The sequence below is a fragment of the Vibrio sp. 10N.222.55.A1 genome, from assembly GCF_041473835.1.
GTDB lineage: Bacteria > Pseudomonadota > Gammaproteobacteria > Enterobacterales > Vibrionaceae > Vibrio > Vibrio crassostreae_C.
Map to the genome: position 1 here is coordinate 90,505 of NZ_JBFRSX010000026.1, position 23,025 is coordinate 113,529.

The 23,025-nt window shown below is 40.5% G+C and carries 13 protein-coding genes; all 13 read left to right on the plus strand.

Going from position 1 to position 23,025, the window contains the following annotated elements; all coding sequences use genetic code 11:
* The first annotated feature begins 122 nt into the window (after positions 1–122).
* Positions 123–3,782, plus strand: coding sequence for an ATP-binding protein (locus tag AB4493_RS08715; RefSeq protein ID WP_372154881.1), 3,660 nt, complete (start codon positions 123–125; stop codon positions 3,780–3,782).
* On the plus strand, positions 3,779–4,417 hold the full coding sequence (locus AB4493_RS08720; protein ID WP_372154863.1) for a hypothetical protein: 639 nt from the start codon (positions 3,779–3,781) through the stop codon (positions 4,415–4,417). The genes AB4493_RS08715 and AB4493_RS08720 overlap by 4 nt, the downstream gene beginning before the upstream one ends.
* A complete protein-coding gene (locus tag AB4493_RS08725; protein WP_372154865.1) occupies positions 4,417–5,715 on the plus strand; it encodes a hypothetical protein in 1,299 nt (432 codons plus the stop codon). Before AB4493_RS08720 ends, AB4493_RS08725 begins: the two co-directional genes overlap by 1 nt.
* Complete coding sequence (locus AB4493_RS08730; RefSeq protein ID WP_372154866.1) at positions 5,712–6,557, plus strand: hypothetical protein; 846 nt, start codon at positions 5,712–5,714, stop codon at positions 6,555–6,557. Before AB4493_RS08725 ends, AB4493_RS08730 begins: the two co-directional genes overlap by 4 nt.
* 325 nt (positions 6,558–6,882) lie before the next feature.
* Complete coding sequence (locus AB4493_RS08735; protein ID WP_372154868.1) at positions 6,883–8,529, plus strand: N-6 DNA methylase; 1,647 nt, start codon at positions 6,883–6,885, stop codon at positions 8,527–8,529.
* Positions 8,519–9,832 (plus strand): restriction endonuclease subunit S, encoded by a 1,314-nt coding sequence (locus AB4493_RS08740; protein ID WP_372154869.1) that lies wholly within the window; start codon positions 8,519–8,521, stop codon positions 9,830–9,832. Before AB4493_RS08735 ends, AB4493_RS08740 begins: the two co-directional genes overlap by 11 nt.
* A 169-nt stretch (positions 9,833–10,001) precedes the next feature.
* Entirely contained in the window at positions 10,002–11,684 is a 1,683-nt protein-coding gene (locus AB4493_RS08745) for an SWIM zinc finger domain-containing protein (RefSeq protein ID WP_102427826.1), read from the plus strand.
* 132 nt (positions 11,685–11,816) lie between these two features.
* Complete coding sequence (locus tag AB4493_RS08750; protein ID WP_372154870.1) at positions 11,817–15,113, plus strand: type I restriction endonuclease subunit R; 3,297 nt, start codon at positions 11,817–11,819, stop codon at positions 15,111–15,113.
* Positions 15,114–15,115: 2 nt separating this feature from the next.
* Entirely contained in the window at positions 15,116–15,814 is a 699-nt protein-coding gene (locus AB4493_RS08755) for a hypothetical protein (RefSeq protein ID WP_372154871.1), read from the plus strand.
* Between the two features lie 7 nt (positions 15,815–15,821).
* Complete coding sequence (rdrA, locus tag AB4493_RS08760; RefSeq protein WP_372154873.1) at positions 15,822–18,320, plus strand: antiviral RADAR system adenosine triphosphatase RdrA; 2,499 nt, start codon at positions 15,822–15,824, stop codon at positions 18,318–18,320.
* Positions 18,310–20,847, plus strand: a complete 2,538-nt coding sequence (rdrB, locus tag AB4493_RS08765) for an antiviral RADAR system adenosine deaminase RdrB (RefSeq protein ID WP_372154874.1) — start codon at positions 18,310–18,312, stop codon at positions 20,845–20,847. Before rdrA ends, rdrB begins: the two co-directional genes overlap by 11 nt.
* Positions 20,848–20,935: 88 nt before the next feature.
* On the plus strand, positions 20,936–21,331 hold the full coding sequence (locus AB4493_RS08770) for a (deoxy)nucleoside triphosphate pyrophosphohydrolase (RefSeq protein ID WP_372154875.1): 396 nt from the start codon (positions 20,936–20,938) through the stop codon (positions 21,329–21,331).
* A 12-nt stretch (positions 21,332–21,343) separates the two neighbouring features.
* The coding region (locus tag AB4493_RS08775; RefSeq protein ID WP_372154876.1) for a DNA/RNA helicase domain-containing protein at positions 21,344–23,025 on the plus strand (1,682 nt) is incomplete at its 3' end.

Genomic DNA, 23,025 nt, shown 5'->3' on the forward strand with positions numbered 1-23,025 from the left:
CAGGAATCTTTACTGTGAGAGAGTCGATGGTATTGAAAGCTGTAACCTGATTTAGTGGCCACAAATTCAAACTGGTTGATTTTCAGTCAAGAAAAACAACATAACTCGAGATAGATACGATGATGTATGCCGGATTGACCAAAGTTATCGCAATAAATTCTTATCAGAAAAACAAGATGTTTTCTGAGTATTCTTTTGACGCTCCCACTCAGATCACTGGCGGTAACGGAGAAGGCAAAACATCACTTTTAAGGCTCATTCCGTTCTTTTATGGAGCGACTGGCACGCAGATCGTCAGGAAATCGAATGTCAATAAGCCCTTTGCAGAATGGTATTTACCACACAACAACAGTTATATTGTTTTCGAGTACATTACTGCTCGTGGTCAAGTTGCTCATGTCATTTGTTATCGAAACCTTAGTACTAAAGGTGGCATTGTTTACCTTTTCGTTAAAGGTCAGTTTGAGCAGTCAGTGATCATTAAACAAGACAGCGAAGATAAGCCTTACGCTATCGGCTGTACAAAGCTGGCCGCGGAGCTGAACGCTAACGGCTTAGAATACGAGTCGCGTATTACTAGCGTCAAAGAGTACCGCGAAATTATCCAAAATATTAATGCAGGGAATTTGAGCAATCAGTTCCTGAGCTACTCTTTGTGCTCTGGTCGTCATGATGTCCGTCACATTGAAAAAATCACAGCGGCGTTGATTCAAGGTGAATTCAATATGGCCGACACAAAGGCGCTTTTCCTGGATATCCTCGAGCAAGGAAATAGCACATTAGAGTTTGGTGTGGATGCAAACAGAATTGAACAATGGTGTGATGACTACAACGGCCTAACAGCGTTCCTAGCCAAAAAAGAAGCGTTCATTGAAGCTATTGCGAACAATAAGCAGATTGCCTATCTAACCACTCAGCTCGCCAATGCCTTAACAATCATTCGTGAAGCCTCTGAAAGCCTTGATGAATCTCTTAAGAAAACCGAAATCGAGCGCTCAGATTTTCTTGAAAACAGTGACAAGCAGATTGGCGAAATTAATCAAGATAAGCTTGATAAAGAGGTTCAAAAGAGCGCTCTTCAACGCTCTATCACAAGTATTAACTCTGAGATCGAAGTACATCACAGCAAGCTTATAACATACGAAAATAGTGGTTATCCAGAACTGTCCGTTAAGCTAAAGCAATTGCCAGAAATGGAAGACAGGGTGGCACAACAAAGACAAAGTTACGCCGATCTTGAAACTAAGGTAAATGATGCGAAAGCAAAGTATGAGAAAGACAAACAAAACCTTGTTAGTAAGTTCAATAAAGAAAAGTCTGACCTAACAGAGCAAAAACTTGATGCCGAGAAAGAGTGCAAGGTTAAAAAAGACAAGATAGACGATGTATATCAGCCACAGTTAAAGGAACTGACCCAAACCCATACGATTTTTACAGCGGATAAATCTCAGGCTCTTATGGAGCATAGGGCTGAACTCGCTACTCAAAAGCAGCGACTAAAGAACCCAGATATTGATGAGTTTCTCATTGAGCAGAGAGAGCAGTTGGAGTCTGAGAAGGACAGATTACAAGAACAAGTAGACACGTTAAAACACACGACAACTTTGAGTGAGAAGGAAGGAGTCAACTTACAAACTAAACGTGAAAAACTACTCGAAAGATTAGAGGCCACTCGTCGAAATATGCGCGATGCCGAAACCAGGCTAAAAGTAGTCAGTAACCGATTAGACCCAGATTCAGGAACCTTGTTCTCGTTCCTGGAGGCTAATCGACAGGGGTGGCAAAGCTCTCCACTTGGTCGTGTTCTCACCGATGAGCTTTTGATGGACACGACACTCACACCATCAATGACTGAAGATTCAGGTTCAATGTACGATTTATATATCGATACGAGCAACCTAGCAGATTGTAGTGTCACCAACAAAGCTGATGTGGAAGAGCAGGCTCACTTGATGGACCGTATCGTTGAGCTTGAAGACGCAGAGGCTGATTTCAATAAGCAAATTTTGAAAAATGATTTTGCTGTTAAGCAGTCAACGCTTGAGTTATCACGATTACGCAATGAACTGCGAAACGCTGAGGGTGACCTATCACAAACTAAGGTTAACCTTAAAAACAAGAAAATAGAGATTGCCCGTGCAAAAGAGGGCTTAGTCGAAAAAATTAATATAAACATCAAATCGATTGAGAAAGCTATAGCCCTGATTGATAGGGAAATCTCAGTAACGCTTGAACGTTTTGAAGAAGCAAAATTAGAGCTAAACAACGACAGGCTTACTCAAATTAGCAATGTTGAATCATCACTTGATCTCACGATCGGAGCTATAGATGAACTACTGGAAAAAAGTACTCTGACGTTGGGCGAGAACAAACAGCGCATCAAAACGGAGTATGAACAGCGGTTGAGTGATCAAGGTATTAGCGGTGAAATCTATCAACGCTACAAAGAAGAAATTGAATTGCTTGATAATGAGATCAAAAACTTAAAAGTGAAGTCTCATAAAATCAAAGAATACGAGATATGGCTTGCTGTTTATGAAGTGGATGATCCTAAGAGACGTGACGATCGAAATACTAAGGTCAAAGAACTTGAAACGGTGCATCAAGAGTTTGAATCTTTTGAAACTAAACTGAAAGAGTTGAGAGCCAAAGCTCATCGAACCAAAAAAGAGTTTGATGAGAAGCTCTCTATCTTGAGAAACCACAAACAGCGAGCTGACAGTGCAATCTCTCGCCTAACTAACTATGTGATGTTTGAGGGCGAAGAAGGCAGCCAAGAAGCGCTCGATTATAACGGCGATTTAAATTCACTCTTGAGCTATGTAGAGAGCAAACTCCCGGAGTTAGAGAGGCTTACTAAGCTACGTAAAAAAGATATACAACAGATGGAAACTATCACTCTCAACCTTGGTGACGGGGAGCTGTATCGTTTCTGGAATGAAAGCAGCCGAAACGCCATTACAGAGGATATTGTTGCTAGTGACTCTAAGCGAATAGATATTCTAGAAATCATCATGAATGACATTATTCCTCAGGTGACCAGCATAACAATTGAAAGCGCGGTCAACATGGGGCGTATGCTCGTTGACTTCAAGCATCGGCTACTCGGCTTCGACCGTGACATTAAGAAACTTGGTCGTAATATCTCTGAACAAGTAAAGCTCAATAACACGTTCTCGGTGGTTGGTTCTATTGACATTAACGTTGAAAGTTCACTTTCCAAACTACAAGGTTGGCAAGATATTATTAACTTCTCTGAGATTTACGAAGAGTGGGATAAAACGGGATCTGCTGAGCTACCAACCAAAGAGTTTTTCAACGCTTTAAGTACACTGACATACCATATTAGTGCCGAGAAAGTTAAAAAGCCTACTGAGCTGTTTGACATCAAATTTGAAGTCATCGAGAACAACCAGCGTAAAACGGCCAAAACAGATAAAGATATGCGTGATTTGGCCAGTAATGGTACGAACTTGCTCATTCAATCCATGTTGTATTTAGCACTTCTGACACAACAACGTGGAGCAAGTCGACTATCAATAACTTACCCAACCGATGAGATTGGTAAGCTGACGGCAGAAAACCAAGCCAAACTGCTCAAAATGATGGGGGCACATAACTTCAATGTTATCGCGGCTCAACCCGATGGCAATAATCGTACGGCCAACTTATTTAAGTATCTGTATCACTTAACGCCTTACAAGAACATTTTCAACAAACCTAAAGTAAGCAAACTTGCGTTAGCTAAAGCCGCTGAAACTAGCACAGGAGTAGAAGCATGAAGCCAGTATCACAAGTCTTAGAATCTCTACTTAGTGGTAGCTTTATCTGCCCAGCAACGGATCGTGAAGCTTACAAGACGCTTAAAGAGGATCGTACACGCCGAGAAATCAATCAAGCGTTGACTATTATGGGGCGCGAGCTCCAATGTACGAGCAGAACCAGCGCCTATTATGTTACCTATAAAAGTATCGACGACCACAATCGTCGTCAGGTGACCGCGTTGATGAGTAATGTACACGGTATCATTCGACCTGTGGTTAAGTTCGTGGCGACAGTCAGTGAGGCTGCTCAAGTTGAAGCAGTGATGGTTGGCGGCGATGAGTTAAATGTGCCTGTCTTGAGCGCGCAAATCCATTCGTCTCCTAGCTTGATGGAGAAACTCGATAGTATTTATCGACTTCCAAAAGTGTGTCGAAAAAAAGTGCGTGATAGTGCAGCTGATAAACTAAATGTGGTTGTTGAATTTCTGGTTAAAGAAGGGGTGGCTCATTTAGTAAACAAAGAGCGCCAACTCTATGTGATGACGGGAAAATTAGACTTTGTTTACGAGGTGCTCGATTTCATCGATACGCATGAAAAGATCGTTGAGACAGTTAACAAAGCAAACGAGAACCAAGGGGAGTTCGACTTTTGATGAGCCCTCAAAGCAATGGGAAACATGGTGGTGTTAACCACATGCTTCGCTTAATCAGCCAAGCAAAGGACACATTAACGCATGTTTTTGAAAATGGCACGATACGTGAAACTCATGAAAACGCCAATGACCTACGTAAATTAAAAGAAGCCCGTGTTGTTATCGTGACAAGCCGCGGCTACCGCGTGCACCCTAAGATGGAAGCATTGATGAACTACTTCCTTGAAACGGAGGCAAGTTCATTTCTCGGGACTCAACATGCTGAGCGCATTCCAGAAATTCAGAGCTTAGCGCAAGAATACCTGGAAGCTAAATTAAATGGCAAAAGAGAACAAGAGGCGGATAGGTTTAATAGCCTTGAAGGTGTGGTTTATGAAATCACAATGGACTTGCAAGAGTCATGTCGTCGATTAAGAAACCGGATCAGTTATGACTTTGGTTATGGCCATACGCTCGCTCAAAAACAAAAAGAGAACCAAGTTGCCATAGAGCAAGCTGAAAAGCTTGTTAGTGGCATGAAAGCTTTCTCTTTTAAGTTGTTGAGTGAAATGGCTGGAGATAACTCCGAGCTCAACACCTTGTTTTGTGCTGAAATGCACAGTGCGATTCGTAGTTGCCAACAAGAGCTCGGGTCTATCCTAATTCAACTTCGAGCTTTGATGCTGAAGTATCGTAACCGCGAACGCGATAAGGACCTGATCAATGCCTTTGATCGGTTTATTGATCAAGAGCCACACTGGACACCAAGTGACGATTTAATTTTGCCTGATGAGGTAGCAAAGCACGACGGCATTCCGATGTTTTGGCTTTCAGAACCTATTCAATTTGCGCATCACCCAAATCCTGATGATATGGACCAAGAGCCGGAATTGGCCGATATTGTTGAAAAAATTACGGCACAGCCCGCCGAACAAGAAGAGCTTCCGGTTGTTGAAGAAGCTGAGCGCCGAGAATTGACTCTTGATGTTGAAATACAAGAGCTGATTGAAGCGGACATTGATTCACATTGCGATACCTTTTTTGCTGAAGCCTTTATTGGTAAGGGAAAAACCAGCATTTCCGCTTTGGAGTATTACGAGCAAATCAATAGTGACTTACCGGAAGATCTTGACCAGCTCACTTGCGCTAAAGACGTGTGGCTATTTAGCGTGCTTAATTTCCATAGTTCAATGCTTCCCGAAGATAGCAAAGGCTTTACCGTTGAGCCTATCGGGTCTTATACCTATTTAGCAAAAGGTAGCAATATAGGTTACGGCAACCTTCACTTAGAAGATGTGTCTATAGCGAGGAAACTGTGAGTAGAATTATTGATGATATAACGGGTAGTGATTTAAATCGGTTAAAGCAACTCTTCTCTCCTGCGAAGGTTAATGAAGGTGCCAGTGTAGCGCTGAGTGGCGTGTTTGATACTTTTCATCGCGACTTTAGTGTTGGGAGCGCCAGAGGAGAACATTTGCAGCTGACGCCTAGAGATATACGTCAAATTAGGAAGGTGATTAAAGAGCAATCTGGTTTTGATCTTTTAACTGATCCCATCCCTAATTCTCGAACGGATATGGCTCAGTTCTTTCCTAACGAGAAGTTAAGCTCAAGTCCTGTCAAAGACAAGGTCATTAAAGTTTATGGGATTTTGTCCACGAACATAAATGGTAAATCATATGACTTACAAGAGGGCATGAACATTGAGGTAGCTCTAAGTCATTTGACGAGCATTGAGCACAGCCAAGTTGTGATTGTTGAAAACTATGAAGCATTTTCTAAGTTTAGATTAGTACAAACCGACATAGGGCCTAACCCTCTTATCGTTTACCGGGGGGATAAGGACACGGGAGTAATCTCAAAAGAAATTGCGTTGGCTTTTCCAGACGTAGAGCTTATAGCTTGGTTTGATACCGATCCTAAAGGTATTTCTTTAGCTTTATCATCGGGAGCGACTTATATGCTGCTACCAAATTTATCTATGGGTTCTCTCAAAAAACATGGTCGTTCAGACTTGTTTGCAGACCAATACCAAAACTGGGATCGTGTCTCAAAACTTATCCCCCCTAAGTTAGAGTCCATAATGTCTGAACTGGAAAAAGGGATAACCCAAGAGTCAATCATGGTAAATCAAATAGCCGTAAGGTTACATCAAATTTAGTCACGTAAATGTTGAGCTCCCCTGTAAGTGCGGAGATAGGCATGTTTACCTTGGGGTAATCAATCAAATGTTGTGAAGCTCATGCAGAGTGCCTACAAGACTGTTAAGTGCTGCTAATCTAGCCACTGAATTATTTATAAAGATTAAACGAATTTTGTGGCTTTTTTAAAATGCTCGATCATTTGGATATTTCCTTATCTTAAGGCACGTAAAAAGCGTCTAAAATCGGAGCTTTATCAATTCAACTCATTCAATTTCATATATAATCGCCCTCAATAGTCTGCGCTTGAAAGCAGAGTCCTACATTATTCGAGTAATTAAGAACATGGCAAAAGCACCCGCTAACAAGAAACCCGCCTCAAAAGCTAAGCCTGCGTCAAAAGCTAAAAAAGCGACCAAAGGCTTTGAAGAGACCCTTTGGGATACCGCTAATCAGTTGCGTGGCAGTGTTGAGTCATCTGAATACAAACACGTGGTATTAAGTCTTGTGTTCTTAAAGTTCATCAGCGACAAGTTTGAAGCACGCCGTCAGAAGATGATAGACGATGGGCAAGAAGCTTTTGTTGAGATGAAAGAGTTCTACCAACAAGACAACATCTTCTTTTTGCCAGAAGATGCGCGTTGGTCATTTGTTAAAGCGCGCGCTAAGCAAGACGATATCGCTATCATCATTGATACCGCTTTATCGACTATCGAAAAAAACAACCCAAGCTTAAAAGACGCTCTGCCAGACAACTACTTCTCGCGCCAAGGTCTGGAAGTGAAAAAGCTGGCGTCACTTATCGACAGCATTGAAAACATTGATACGCTGGCGAACGAATGTGACATGAGCGAAGAAGACTTAGTCGGTCGTGTTTACGAATACTTTCTAGGTAAGTTTGCAGCAACCGAAGGCAAAGGTGGTGGCGAGTTCTATACGCCTAAGTCAGTGGTAACACTATTAGCTGAAATGCTAGAACCCTTCCAAGGTAAGATCTACGATCCAGCTTGTGGCTCCGGTGGTATGTTTGTTCAGTCTTTAAAGTTCATTAAAGAGCACGAAGGGCGCACCAAAGACATCGCTATCTATGGTCAAGAGCTTACCTCGACCACTTATAAACTGGCGAAGATGAACTTAGCCATTCGTGGTTTATCGGGCAACTTAGGTGAGCGTGCAGCTGATACCTTTTTTGCTGACCAGCATAAAGACTTAAAAGCCGATTACATCATGGCAAACCCACCGTTTAACCTTAAAGGTTGGCGTAATGAAGCCGAGCTAACCGATGATGCGCGCTTTGCTGGCTACCGTACACCGCCAACAGGCAACGCCAACTACGGTTGGATTTTGCATATGCTCTCTAAGCTAAGTGAAACAGGCACGGCTGGTTTTGTATTGGCGAATGGCTCTATGAGTTCAAATACGTCAGGTGAGGGTGAGATCCGCCAGCAGCTAATCGAGAACGATCGCGTTGAGTGTATGATTGCTTTGCCGGGACAACTGTTCTTCACGACGCAAATCCCTGTGTGCATTTGGTTTATCACCAAAGACAAAACCGAGAACAACACCAAAGGCTACCGTAACCGCCAAAAAGAGACTTTGTTTATTGATGCTCGTGAAATGGGCACCATGATTAGTCGTACCAATAAAGAACTCACTAAAGACGACATCGCACTGATTGCTGATACTTACCACGCATGGCGCAGTGATGAAGCGGAGCTTAAAGCGCGTATTGAACGTGGCGATGGCAAAGTAGAGAAGTATGAAGACAAAGCAGGCTTTAGCAAATCAGCCACTGTTGCCGATATTAAGGCTAATGATTTTGTACTGACTCCGGGGCGCTATGTTGGCGCAGCCGAAGTGGAAGATGACGGCATTCCGTTTGAAATCAAGATGAGTGAGCTTTCACAAACCCTATACAACCAAATGAACCAATCTCAAGAGTTGGACAAAGCGATTCGCCGTAATTTGGAGGCGTTGGGTTATGGGGAGTAAGTGGGAGCAAGCTCTACTAGGTGAACTGATCGCAGCAGGAGATGCTGTTCTACAAACTGGCCCTTTCGGAACGGCTTTAAAGGCGGAAGAGTACACTGAAACTGGGGTGCCTTTAATTTCTGTAAGAGAAATTCGCGAAGGGTTCATTCAATTGGAAGATATAACACCTCGTGTAGATTCAGCTGTTACAGCAAGGCTACCTAAGTTTGTGCTTCAAGAGGGGGATATCGTTTTCGCTCGTAAAGGAGGGGTAGAGCGAAATGCGCTAATTACTGAAAGAGAAAAAGGTTGGTTTGTAGGATCTGATGGCATCTATCTTCGCTTGTCAAAAAAATATGACGCAAAATACTTTAGCTATGTAATGAGAAGCCCTCAAGTAAAAGCGTGGCTACTAAAAAACTGTGAAGGTACAACTATGCCTTCGCTGAACCAAAAAATATTGGCCAGAGTCCCTATTTTCTTACCTTCAAAGATTCAACAAGAAAAAATAGCGGATCTTTTATTTCAATATGATGAAAAAATTACTATCAATAATCAAATCAACCAAACCCTAGAGCAAATGGCACAAGCAATCTTCAAGTCATGGTTTGTCGACTTCGACCCTGTAAAGGCCAAAATGAATGGTGAACAACCAAAAGGGATGGATGTGACTACTGCCTCGCTTTTCCCAGAAAAGCTCGTTGAGTCTGAGTTGGGTTTGATTCCTAAAGGATGGGAGGCTAGCTGTATGGGAGAGCACTTCAAAATCACGATGGGACAGTCACCTAAGGGTGAAACTTACAACGAAGATGGAGAAGGAATTGCGTTTTTCCAAGGACGACGAGATTTTGGTTTCCGTTACCCTGATGTTCGTGTTTATACAACAGACCCTAAACGATATGCAAAAGCAGGAGACACTTTAATCAGTGTTCGTGCACCAGTCGGCGATAAGAATATGGCATCTATTGATTGTTGTATTGGTCGAGGTATTGGAGCAATTAAACATAATAGTGATTCTCGTTCATTTACATATGCATTTATGAGTCACATTGAGAAGAAGCTCGGGGATAACGGCTCTTCCGGAACTCTATTTAATTCAATAAACCTGAAAGAATTGAAAAAAGTTCCATTTATTACTCCTTCTCAAGAGCTAGTCGAAGCTTTCCATAATCTTGTTGAACCAATTGACCAAAAAATTGAGGTTCTATCAAAAGAGATAGATAGCTTATCGCAGCTCCGTGACACGTTACTTCCTAAATTGCTTTCCGGCGAAGTTGATTTAGAGAACCTGCCAGTAGAACAAGCTAAGGCGCTGGCAGAGTAACCTTTCGTCATTCCAGAAAGTGAGGGACGAACTTATCAGGAATCTCGTTTTTGACGGTGGTGAAAAGCGAGATCTCAGATACCTCGCGCCTCGGTTCTGAGATAACGAAGGTGGGAATTAGATGAATCCGAAATAGAACAAAGCAAAGCGTAGGTGGAACCATAATATAATGAACGCAACTAATACTCGTGAAATCGACATTTCTGAATTGACGACACTGTGTGAAACAAGCACTTTGCAAAAAGGCATCTTGCTTTCACGCAGTGGTGCAGTACGCAAGCTTAACCTTGTTGGCAACACCGCGACCGCACAGGTCAAAGGCAGCCTCAATTATCAAGTGAGCCTCGATTTCACTGGCGATCTGGTTGGCACTTGTACTTGCCCTGCGGCGCAATATCAAATGTTGTGCAAGCACGGCGTGGCGGTTGCCCTTTGCCTACAAGACCAAGAACAAGCTTTAAACCAAAGTAGTGAACGAGATACCATAAAAAATCACCTGCAAAGCCTTGGTGAAGAGGCCATGGTAGAGATGTTACTCGAATACCTAGAAGAAGATGAGTACACATGGAATGCACTGCTGACAAAAATTGAAATACGCGAAAAGCCAGCCGTATATGGCGAGCTGAAAAAGTTGGTTACCCAAGCCTTACCGCGAGAACAGCTCTGGGATTGGCGAGAAAGCCATGATTATTTCAACTCAGCAGAAATTCAATTGAACATGATCATTGAATCAATGCAAAGCCTTAACGCCGATCATCAATGGAAATTAATCAACTACCTTGTTGAACGGTTGAATAAGGTGCTAGAGCAAATTGATGACTCCAATGGCGATCGTTATGGCATTGAAAGCATGATTAACGAACACATGCCAAAGACGCTGGCAAAGCTTAATTGGAGTGAGCAAGAGAAAGCGCAGTGGATGTTTGAGCGTTTGACCCATTACGAATTTGACGTATTTCCTTCGATTGAAGAGAGTTTTGGAGCGATTTGGCAATCTAACACCCACTTTCTAACCTTATGCCGCCAAGCGATAGATCAAGCATCGCAAGATGAGAGTAGCTGGAACTTACGCTCATGGGCAGTTCCGTTAATGAAACACAGCTCCGATTGGCGTGAAGTGGCGGAAATTAAACAAAAAATAGCACGAACGTGTCGAGATTATCTTGAAGTTGTTGATATGTTCATTGATGAGCAAGAGCCGTTAGAAGCTGAGTTTTGGTTAGCTAAGGCGAAAAAAATGGCGAGTGATTATGAACTTCGTGCGTGCGAACAAGCTCAATTCCGTCTTTATGTTGAACTAGGTGAAATCCATTCTGCATGGGTATTAGCTAACCGTTTGTTAGAACAATCACCAAGCTTTCAATATTATCAACAGTTAGCGAAGTTTAAAGCCAATTACCAAATTGATGATGTTGAATTTTTCTCCCGCACTGAACTGCTACTTGCCAATGCCTATCAACAACCAGACCGCTATAATCAAGCTTCTGATCGTACGGATGCCTTGGTTCTGTTCTATATCGATAACCAGCAATTAGACAAAGCGTGCGAATGGGTTGCCGAACATAAAATATCAATACAAGGACTTATTTCGCTTGCCGATCAAATTGTGGATGATAAACCTGAAAATACGCTGGATTATTATCTGCGAGCAGTCTCATCTTATATCGAACAGACCAATAATACGGCTTACGATCAAGCTTTAGAGTTACTTCGACGTTTAGAGAATATGCTGAAATCGCATCCTACTCAATTGGCGACATTTTATAGTCAGGTGGCGCAACTCGCTACCACGTACAAGCGTAAGCGTAATATGTTCGCTTTAATTCAGAAATATTATTCAAAATATATCTGATTCTGCGGAGGTGACAAGATCTGCGGTGTTGAGAAAATGGAACAAAGCCCGAAACCGAGTTACTACAAAACAAATTTAAATAACTCAATTTAGAAAACAACAAACAACGTCAAACAGCAGTAGGAAAAGGCGATGAGCTTAAAATTCACAGAAGCCAAATTAGAACAGGCCATTATTGAGCTATTGGGTGAGCAAGGCTACCCACACGTAGTGGGTGAACAAATAGCGCGTGAAGACAAAGAACAAGTACTCATTGTCGATGACTTACGACGCTACCTTGCCAAGCAGTACCGAGGCGATGGTATAACCGAGAGCGAAATCGACACCATTGTTCGTATGATCTCAACGTTGCCTGCCAGTGATTTGTACCATAGCAATAAAACCTTCTGCCAATGGCTAACGAATGGCTTCTTGTTTAAGCGTGAAGATCGCTCAAAGAAAGACCTCTATATTGAGTTAATCGATACAAGACATTTGGCACAAGCCTTACGCTTGATGTTTGTCCCGCTGCTAGAGAATAAATCTAAAGCAGACAACTCTGATAGAAAAGTTGCTGAAGGTAAGGTTACGTACCTAGAAACAAATCGGTTAGAAGCGACTGACACCAATATCTATAAAATCGTTAGCCAGCTAGAGATTGAGGGGGTCGATGAACAAATTCGAATCCCTGATGGCATCCTTTATGTGAACGGCTTACCGCTGGTGGTGTTTGAATTTAAAAGTGCCGTGCGAGAGAAAGACGCGACCATTTTTGATGCATGGAAGCAAATCTGTGTGCGTTATCGCCGTGATATTCCCAAGCTGTTCGTCTACAACGCGATGTGCATCATCAGTGATGGTGTGAACAACAAAATGGGTAACCTGTTTGCGCCGTATGAGTTCTTCTACGCATGGCGCAAAGTAACGGGTAATGAGTCTACCGAAAAAGAGGGTATTAACTCCCTCTACACCATGATTGCTGGGTTATTTAACCAAACCAGATTACTTGATGTGGTGAAGAACTTTGTCTTCTTCCCTGATACTTCAAAGAAAGAGATAAAAATCTGTTGCCGTTACCCGCAGTACTACGCAGCGCGTAAGCTTTACTACAACATCGACAAAGAACGTAAGCCATACGGAAGTGGTAAAGGCGGCACTTACTTTGGTGCAACAGGGTGTGGTAAGAGCTTCACCATGCAATTTCTATCGCGCCTATTGATGAAAAGCATCGATTTTGAAAGCCCGACCATTGTACTTATTACCGACCGTAACGATCTCGATGATCAGCTTTCTAAACAGTTCTGTAATGCCTCTGATTACATTGGTGATGAGATGGTTGTGCCAGTTAAAAGCCGTCAAGATTTAAGAGACAAGCTGCAAGGCATCAAGAGTGGTGGTGTGTTCCTGACTACCATCCACAAGTTCACCGAAGACATCGAATTGCTTTCAGAGCGTACAAACATCATCTGTATTTCCGATGAAGCTCACCGTTCACAGGTCAACCTCGATAAGAAAGTGGTGATCAAATATCAAGATGGTATAGCCGTCGATGTGAAAGAGACATACGGCTTTGCTAAGTATCTGCACGACTCTCTACCAAGCGCGACTTACGTTGGCTTCACCGGAACGCCGATCGATACCACCCTTGATGTATTCGGTGATGCAGTAGACAGCTACACCATGACAGAATCTGTTAATGATGAAATTACGGTTCGTATTGTTTATGAAGGCCGAGCAGCCAAAGTCATTCTTGATAACAGCAAGCTTGAAGAGGTAGAGAAATACTACCAAGCGTGCGCAGAAGCAGGCACCAATGAACATCAGATAGAAGAGAGTAAGAAAGCTTCTGCCAATATGAACGCGATTCTTGGCGACCCTGACCGTATTGAAGCTTTGGCGAAAGACTTTGTTGAACATTATGAAGGGCGAGTTAAAGAAGGTTCCACGATAAAGGGCAAGGCGATGTTTGTCTGTGCGAGTCGTGAAATTGCGTTTGATTTCTATAAGCAAGTCAAAATCTTAAGGCCAGAATGGTTCGAGGAAAAGCTATCGATTGATGGCGTCGAGCTGACTGAAAAAGAGAAAGAAAAGTTAAAGCCACTTGCGATGGTGCAAATGGTGATGACGCGCGGTAAAGACGATGACTCTGACCAATACAGCCTGCTAGGGACAAAGGAATATCGAAAATCGCTCGACCAGCAGTTTAAGAGCCCCAAGTCGAATTTCAAAATAGCTATTGTAGTCGACATGTGGCTAACAGGTTTTGACGTTCCTGAATTGGATACTATCTACATCGATAAGCCGTTGCAGAAACACAATCTGATTCAAACCATCTCACGTGTTAACCGTAAGTTTGAAGGCAAGGCCAAAGGGCTGGTTGTCGATTACATTGGTATCAAGTCGCGAATGAATCAAGCCTTAGCGATGTATTCAAAGGCTGATGAGACTAACTTTGAAGATATTCGTTTTTCCGTTATTGAGGTGAAGAACCACCTCGATTTATTAAGACAGATGTTCCACAAGTTCGATACGTCCGGTTATTACACAGGAGAGCCGTGTAAGCAGCTAGAGTGTCTTAATCAGTCGGCAGAATACATTCTTCAAACCAAGAAAGGCGAAACCCGATTCATGGCTTTAGTGGGCCGTATGAAGGCGGCTTATGATGTTTGCTGTGGTAGTGAATTGTTATCTCAGCAAGAGCGCGACCAAATTCACTTCTATATCGCAGTACGCTCCATCATCTTTAAGCTAACCAAAGGTGATGCACCAGACACGGCACAAATGAATAAGCGTGTTCGAGAGTTAGTGGCAGAAGCACTCCGTGCCGATGGAGTAGAAGAGATCTTTACCATTGGTGATGAGCACGCCGAAGCTATCGATATTTTCGACGAAGATTACCTAGCTCGCATCAACAAGATTAAGCTGCCTAACACCAAAATTCAGTTGCTTCAAAAGCTGCTAGAGAAGGCGATAAGTGACTTTAAAAAGGTCAACCAGCTACAGGGTATGAATTTCTCTAAGCGCTTCCAATCGCTGGTGGAGCAGTATAACGAACGTCGTGAAAATGATGTGTTGAATGGCGAGGAGTTCGATACCTTCTCTCAAGAAATGACCGATATTATCTTTGATATCGTGAAAGAAATGGGCTCATTTGAAGAGCTAGGGATTGACCTAGAAGAGAAAGCGTTCCTCGATATCTTGAATCACATGCGCAAGAAATACGATTTCACTTACGACGATGACAAGATGCTCGAACTGGCGAAGGAGATGAAAACCACAGTAGACAATGTCGCCCAATACCCAGACTGGGCAGGGCGCGATGATATCAAAGCCAAGTTGAAAGTGAATTTAATCTTACTGCTACACAAATACGGCTTCCCACCAGTAGCCAATGATGATGTATACAAAGGCGTGCTAGAGCAGGCTGAGAATTATAAGAAGAACCGATAAAAATGACTGAGTACCAAGATAAAAGACATAATAAAGAGCCACTTGAAGGTGATAAAGCTTTTGATGAAATCAAACATCATTTAGAAAAGTATAGAAATGCGGAAAAACGTTTCTCTACTCCTCATAAAGTGACAAGAAGGTTGGCACTGCACAGTATATTCTGGGTTGTGTTCTCCTTAACACTGATTTATTCCAACAGTTTGTTCGACATCAACTTAGTTGATACTAACCCATTCCTGTTAAGAGCCTTTGATATTGTGAATTGGCAACTCACACTGTTCTGGCCCGTGGCGGTGGTTTTCTTCTTTCTTGAAAGCTTCAATAAATGGGTTAAAACCTTGTTTATTACGCAAGCTATCTTGCTAGGTGTTTTCTATTCAAAGGAAACTCTTGCAGCTATTTGTACGGTGCACATTGCCGTATTTGTAGTGACCTATGCGGCTAACCGAATGCTTGGCTACACAAGAGCATGGAGTCGTAATCGCACAATGGTCTATCATTTGGAACGTTTAGAACGAGAACATCAGTTATCAGTAATTAATGCCGATAAAAGAACAATTGAAATAGAGCAAGAAAATACACTAACAAAGTTGTTTTCTCTAGAAGAAGCTAACGTTAATTCTGCTAATCAAGACATTGTTGGTGATTATTTCTCAGTAGCTGATGGTGCTATTGGTTGGGTGAAAGGGTTTAAGAAGTAGGCTAATTATGACAGGTATATTAAAATTAAATTACATAAAAGCTGAATATCTAGATGATTATTCAGATTCCAGTGGTGAATTTTGGCAGTGTGAGGCGCAAGAAAGTTTAATTAATAAGCTCAAAATTACATTGCGAGAAGCTAAGGAGTATAAAGAGAATAGAAAGAAAGATAATAACAAAACATGGTTATCTCACAATGCAATTCTTGTTTCTGGTCAGAGAGGTACAGGGAAAACTGTATTTTTGAGGAATTGTGAGAAGTTGTGGAAAAAATCTTGTAAAAAAGAAAATATACAGGAAGAAGAGCTTAAGTTTCTAAACGTAATTGACCCAACAATGCTTGTGAATAACGATCATTTTTCTAACGTAATAATCGCTCAAATTTATTATGTAGTTGAAAAAAAGATTAAAAGTTCAAGTGGATGCCATGGCGTAAGTTCTGTTAGTGAGCAAGAAAAGTCGCATTTCTATAACTCACTAAAAAAATTAGCAGATGCGCTTGGAAAGAAAGATGACTTTAATGGTCATTCAGGAATTGATAAAATTCTACAATATAATTCTGGTATTCAAATTGAAAATTATTTCCATTTATTTATAGAGTCAGCAATTAATTTATTGGGTTGCCAAGCTCTGGTGCTACCAATTGATGATGTAGATATGGCGCTTGGTAGAGCATTTGAAGTTGTAGATGATGTGCGTCGTTTACTTGGGTGTCCATATATTATACCTATTGTTAGTGGTGACATGCGTTTATATGAACAAATGACAAATGTTCATTTTGATAGCAATGCTTATGATAGTAAATCTAAAAATGAAGGTTTAACTGATGAAGGAAAGGATGTATCGAAGGAGTTGACTACATCTTACTTAACAAAAGTTTTCCCAAATCAAATGCGAATTGGTTTGCAGCCGATAACACAAATTACACCAAAGCTAAGAATTGTGCCTCACTTAAGTGGCGGTTTAAGAATAGTTGAATATTATAATTTAATATTTAACCGATTTTATTTTCTATGTTCAAATGAAGAGGTTATAAATAACTGGCCTGAACCTGAGTCTGCACGAGAACTAACCCAGCTAGTACGTTCTATTAATCCTGAAGTATTACGTGATGAAAGTATTAATCCAGTATGGATGGCTTACCAAAGTTGGGCTGCACAAAAGAAAAACGGTGTTTCTTTTACTAACGCAATGTCATGGTTTACGCTTAATAATTTAGATAAGGATTCTTCTTTTAACATTGAATCTCTAATTGCATTTAACCCTAAAATGCAAATGAGCAAAGACCGATATCCTTGGGCTAACAAATGTTTTTTTGATTCCCAAAAACATTCTTTAAATTCAATGTTTTCATTACAACCCAAGCAGGTGTCAGCTCAACTAAATGGTAATTTAACTATACTGGAGAGTGCATATAATGAAAAAAGTTATACTTTACGAAGTATGCCACCTTATGAGTTTTTTGACGACAAAAAGTATGTTACACAAGGGGCAATAAAAAACACGAATTCTTCCTTGTCTGAAGAACGTAAAAGTAAATCTAATCTATTACTAGATGTTTATACATATGGTGACTACTATTCAACACTATCAAATACTTACCAATATGTATTTTGTAGTCGTGCATTTGAATTGATTTTATTTTCGTTCGTAAATAAGTCTGTAGATATCGAGAAAGATATTTATAATATTCTTGGTCGTAGACCATTTTATTCAATATTTAATGCGAATCCAACTAAAGTTATTCAGGATGGCGACTATGAAGAAGAGGTTGAAAAAGAAAGTGATTCTAAGCGCTCTTCCGCAAAGATTCTGTCAGGAGAAATTAATGACTGGAAGGTGAATAATAGAGAATTATTTGAAGAAATAAATCCAAGTGATCTTATATCCATATTTTCATTTATGTTTAATAAGACATTTTCTGCACTAAATTTATATAAATCTAAGAAGAATTACTCCGACGAGCATTTAACGGATTTAGCAAGACGTTTTGAATTGATTCTTGTTAACTCAGCAATGACAGCATCGATTAAAGGTAATGCAATAAATGCTAATGTTGCTCAAACAGATAATTATAGTACATTACGAGATTATAATGAATTTGAGAAGTATGACCGGACAATTACTCGTAATGAAGAGAAGTTAAGGTCTGAGTCAAAGGATGATAGTAAATGGAATGTAAAGTTCATAGATGCTCTATGGGAACATCCAATATTTAAGTTAAATAATTCAAAAGGTAATTTATATTCACAGTTTTCTTTGGGGAAAGGAGAGTTGGAAGGTAAATTGGCGAAGTTAAGAAGAGATTTTGAACTTAAAGAGCTTAAGCAAGTATCTACACTTAAAAATAGATTAGACGCATTAGATGAAAAAAATAAAAACAAATTAGATACCTTTATTAAAGACAATAGAATAACAAATAATACTATCTTAGTTGAACCCAAAGAATTAAACGCTAACTTATTAAAAGCAATACAGTTATATGTAGAGGGTGATGATGCTTAAAGTTAGTGATGAAAGTATCGCTTACGCTTCCTTACTTGTATCTGACCGTTTTTTATTTAATGAGGTTGGTATTGATAAGCAAAGTTTACTATTACAAGAAAAAAGTATTTTTGACTATCAACCGTATATATCAAGAATGCTAAGAAATGAAGATGTTACGGCTCTTGTTTTTTCATTTAACCTTGATCAGGTTAGTTTGAAAAAATTATTATCTTTATTGTCTGATAAGTATTTAATCTGGCAGGGTAATCGTTTTGAGGTTAAGTCAAATTATCTTGAAGAGTGGTTAGAATTAGCCTCTCTAATTGATGTTAGTTGGATTATTGCAAAAGCTTATAGTGATTTAGCTCATGATTATGATATTAGTGAACAGGAGATTATAACTTGTATTAAAAATCATCAGTGCCCTACGGCTCTTCAGCAATCAAAAGGAAAGAAAGGTTTTGCTGATAATCATGTCCATCAAGGTGGGCATGGGCATACAGGTCCATCTTTATTGAGCTTTTCATTATATGGAGTAGAGGTAAACGGTAAAATTAAGTGGCCAAGGAGACCAGAAAGCACTTTATTTGAAAGTGAAAAATACAAAAAGGGTGATTTACCTAGGTGGAGTGCTTTATTGGGTGATAATTTGGCAGCTTTTGCTTTTGATAATGATTATGCACGAATAAATGAACTACATATGAAACCTGATATTAATGTTGAGTTCAATGGTGATGCAATTTCATATATTGAACGTGGTGATTGTGCTAATTTCACTCAACATTGTTTATCACAATCTAATTGTTTATTAATTCCATCAGCGAATCGTTGGCTCTTATTCTGTACAGGCCTAGTTTCTTTAAGCAACAAAGCAGATAAAGCTTTAGAAACCTATATTCGTATAAGCAATATTTTACGTAATTATATGATTGTAATGGGGGTTGGATTAGGCCAATTTGTAGAGTCTTTTCGTTTTCCACTCCGTAGGCAGAGATCTTTAGCTTCGCAAGATATTGTTGGTCTTGATGCTTTTAAATCAGATATATCAAAAGAAACAGTAAGGGAATTTAGAGTATCACCAAATTTTGCTATTGGCAGTAATAGCTTTCCGGCAGATCCGAAGGCGTTAAAGGCTAGTTTAGAAGTCCTCTATAAAGAATCATTAACAGAAAGGGTGCACTTTGTTTTACATTTTACCAGAAGCGGCAAAAGGGAAGACAAAAGACAGTCTAAGTTTAGGGGTAATATAAAGAATCAAGTTAGGCTCCTTCAACAATTTCATGGTTCTGTTTCTTTTTCTGATAGCGAGATAAAAGCATTTCGCATTGAAAGTGAGAATGAATCATTACAAGTTGATTTGCGTAAAGCAATACGCGGTTATGATGTGGCAGGCAATGAGAACGATTTACCAATTGAAGTATTTGCTCCTGCTTTGCGGGTTTTGCGTTCAGCTAAACACTCATCACAGAGCCTATTTACAACTCGTTATCAAAGACCATTTTTAACTATTCATGCAGGTGAAGATTATAGCCACTTGCTCTCTGGATTAAGAGCAATCGATGAAGCTGTGTATTTCTGTGATTATCAGTCAGGAGATCGAATCGGTCATGGGCTAGCACTCGGGGTATCGCCTATTTTGTGGGCCCAAAGACAACAAACGGCTTATGTCACAATAGGTGAACATTTAGACAACCTTGTTTGGTGCTTTCAGAAATCACTTGAAGTTATTCAAAAAGTGCCGAAATTTACTGGTGTTTTGCATTTACTGCAAGAGAAGATTAATTTCTGGTCAGGCTATCTTTACGAAGAGGAGCATTCATGTCGAAGTTTATATGAAGCTTGGAAATTGAGGAGAAATTGCCCTTATGCATTAAACCTTGATAAGTTATCTACTGACATGCCTCCAGTTATTGATGCTAAGAACCCTTTATTCCGTGATTGGATAATAGATTTTGACCAAATACAATGTAACGCTAGTAATCAAAAGGCATTCGCACTTTGGCAAAAATACATATTAGCTGAGTTAGATGAACGCTTTTTTGATAGGCGTGAAAAACAAGTAATTATTCATTGTAATCCCAAGCAAGGTTTTGAGCCTTTTGGCTATAAGTATGGGACATATTTTGACTCTATATCAGCAGCAGAATTAGAGTTGTACGAAGCAATTCAAGATTTACAAATGGAAAAATATGGTTCTCAAGAAATAATATTCGAAGCTTGTCCAACATCAAATATATATATAGGGCGCTTTGAACATTATCATGAACATCCTATTTATCGTTGGAATCCACCTATTGAATCTTGGTTAAACGCGGGAGAACGTTTTAACAAGTTTGGTTTAAGGCGTGGTTCAATTTCAGTATGTGTAAATACAGATGATTCAGCATTAATGCCAACATCAATTCAGAATGAGCATAGAGTATTACAACGAGCAGCTGTTGAGCATTTTGGGGTCGGAGCAAATAAAGCTGAGTACTGGATTAACCGCATCCGGCAAAAGGGCGTAGAAGTGTTTGAAGAGAATCATTTGGATTGGGTGAACTAAGTTTTAACGGTTGTTATTGGAGCCTTTGAAAGTGCCTATGTGTTGGTCCCTAGGCTACAAAACACGTGATTATTGATTTGAGGTTAGTTTGGTAAAAAACATAGAAGTAGTGGCGGCCATTATTCAACATGAAGGTAAAACTTTGTGTGTTCAGCGCGGTCCTTCAAAGTTGGCTTATATCCATGAGAAGTTTGAATTTCCCGGCGGAAAAGTGGAAGTAGGTGAGCAGCGAGAAGAAGCCATTAAAAGAGAGTTGAAAGAAGAGCTTCATCTGAATATCGAACATGTAGATTATGTCATGACGGTTGAACATACTTACCCTGATTTTCATATCACGATGCACGCTTACTTATGTCCTGTCGAAAACCGAAAGATAGTACTTACTGAGCATATTGAAGCATTGTGGTTAAATCTCGATGAGCTAACTTCTTTAGATTGGGCCGAAGCTGATGTCCCCATTGTTAGAAAGTTGCAAGCAAACTGAAGAGGACCGTGAATGACTTATTGCTATGCAAATAGGATTGATGTCTTTCTTCAAGAACAAGAAGAAAACTGGTTGGCCAACATGTGTTCTGAGTTTTGTATCAACTTCCCTGGCTTAGAGCTCGGTGAACTTCAGAAACGAGCTTGGGTTGATTGTTTTCATCATCTTCAGAAAGAACTCTCCAAGCGTGCCCAATCTGATGGCTATATTATTTTTGAGTACGCTCTACCAATTGAAGGAGGGCGTAGACCCGATGTTCTGCTTCTCGTCGAAAATAAGCTATTCATTTTAGAATTCAAAATGAAGGATCGCTATCAGCGAGCCGATTATGACCAGTTGTGTGGCTATTATCGAGATCTCTGCAATTACCATCATGAAAGCGCTGCGCTAGAGGTGATTGCCGGTTTGGTTTTGACTCAATCCACCGGTAAATTAACGGATATCGAAAGTAATATCTCAATCCTATCTAGCGATAAACTCAAAGCCTTTCTTGATAAGTACTTAACGGGCGCTCCAACTAACACTGATTTAAAACAGTGGCTTGAATCGCCTTATGCGCCATTACCAAATTTAGTGGATGCGGCAGTAGAGATATTTCAAAACAACCCAATAGAAGAACTAAAGAGCGCTAAAAGTGCAGGGATTTATGAAGCGCTTGATGAGTTGGATAAAGTAACTGCTTGGGTTGAGAGTGAAGGAAATAGAAATCGGGCGAGTGTATTGACCCTGGTTACTGGTGTTCCTGGAGCAGGGAAGACGTTGCTGGGTTTGGAGTTTGTCCATCGGAACAAAAGAGGCCAGTTTTTATCTGGGAATGGCCCGCTGGTAGATGTCTTGCAATATGCTCTTGATGACAAAACGTTTGTTCGCGCGTTGAAAGACTTTAAACGCGAATATATGAAGCCACGTACAATCCCTCATACTAATTTGGTTGTTTTTGATGAAGCCCAGAGGATGTGGGACGAAAATAAAAACAAGAATTACCAAATGTCGGAGCCTTCTTGCATCATCAGGATCGCAGATAAAGATAAAACGCCTTGTCACTATGTCGCTCTAGTTGGAGAGGGACAAGAGATTTATGTGGGTGAAGAAGTGGGTATTTCTCTTTGGTGCGATGCTTTGAAAAGTAGTAAAGAGCCTTGGATTGTTTTTTGCCCACCAGCGTTAGAGCATCATTTTCAATTCATGAGCAGTAATCGTGTTCGAGTAAACCCATTGCTAAATTTAGACCAGTCTTTACGAGCTCATAGCGCAAGTTTATATCCTAAGTGGGTGGAAGGTGTTTTGAATGATAAGCCGGATGTTGCGCTGGCTAAGCAGACGATTAAAGACGGTTTTAATATCTATCTAACCAGAGATTTGGAAAAAGCCAAAAGATACTGTCTCAATAGATATCAAAACACCAACAAGAAGTATGGCTTGTTAAGTTCGTCAGACAACATCAAGTATAACAAACAACCATTGGGCCCATGGTTCCATGATGACGTTAGTTCTTCGACATCGTGTTGTAGTTTCCAGCGCACAATTAGTGAGTTTGATTGCCAGGGGTTAGAGCTTGATATGCCGATTCTTGTTTGGGCTGATGACTTTATTTTTGACGGGAGAGGGTGGCAACTTTACAAGGGGAATCAAAAAGTGAGAGACCCCTATCAAATAAAACTTAATAGTTACCGAGGGCGTTGTTGCCTAAATTA

Excerpts from the sequence above, each read along its gene's own strand:
- AB4493_RS08720 (WP_372154863.1), top strand. The coding sequence starts at position 3,779 with ATGAAGCCAGTATCACAAGTCTTAGAATCTCTACTTAGTGGTAGCTTT.
- AB4493_RS08745 (WP_102427826.1), top strand. The coding sequence starts at position 10,002 with ATGAACGCAACTAATACTCGTGAAATCGACATTTCTGAATTGACGACA.
- AB4493_RS08725 (WP_372154865.1), top strand. The coding sequence starts at position 4,417 with ATGAGCCCTCAAAGCAATGGGAAACATGGTGGTGTTAACCACATGCTT.
- AB4493_RS08715 (WP_372154881.1), top strand. The coding sequence starts at position 123 with ATGTATGCCGGATTGACCAAAGTTATCGCAATAAATTCTTATCAGAAA.
- AB4493_RS08755 (WP_372154871.1), top strand. The coding sequence starts at position 15,116 with ATGACTGAGTACCAAGATAAAAGACATAATAAAGAGCCACTTGAAGGT.
- AB4493_RS08750 (WP_372154870.1), top strand. The coding sequence starts at position 11,817 with ATGAGCTTAAAATTCACAGAAGCCAAATTAGAACAGGCCATTATTGAG.
- AB4493_RS08735 (WP_372154868.1), top strand. The coding sequence starts at position 6,883 with ATGGCAAAAGCACCCGCTAACAAGAAACCCGCCTCAAAAGCTAAGCCT.
- rdrB (WP_372154874.1), top strand. The coding sequence starts at position 18,310 with ATGATGCTTAAAGTTAGTGATGAAAGTATCGCTTACGCTTCCTTACTT.
- AB4493_RS08740 (WP_372154869.1), top strand. The coding sequence starts at position 8,519 with ATGGGGAGTAAGTGGGAGCAAGCTCTACTAGGTGAACTGATCGCAGCA.
- rdrA (WP_372154873.1), top strand. The coding sequence starts at position 15,822 with ATGACAGGTATATTAAAATTAAATTACATAAAAGCTGAATATCTAGAT.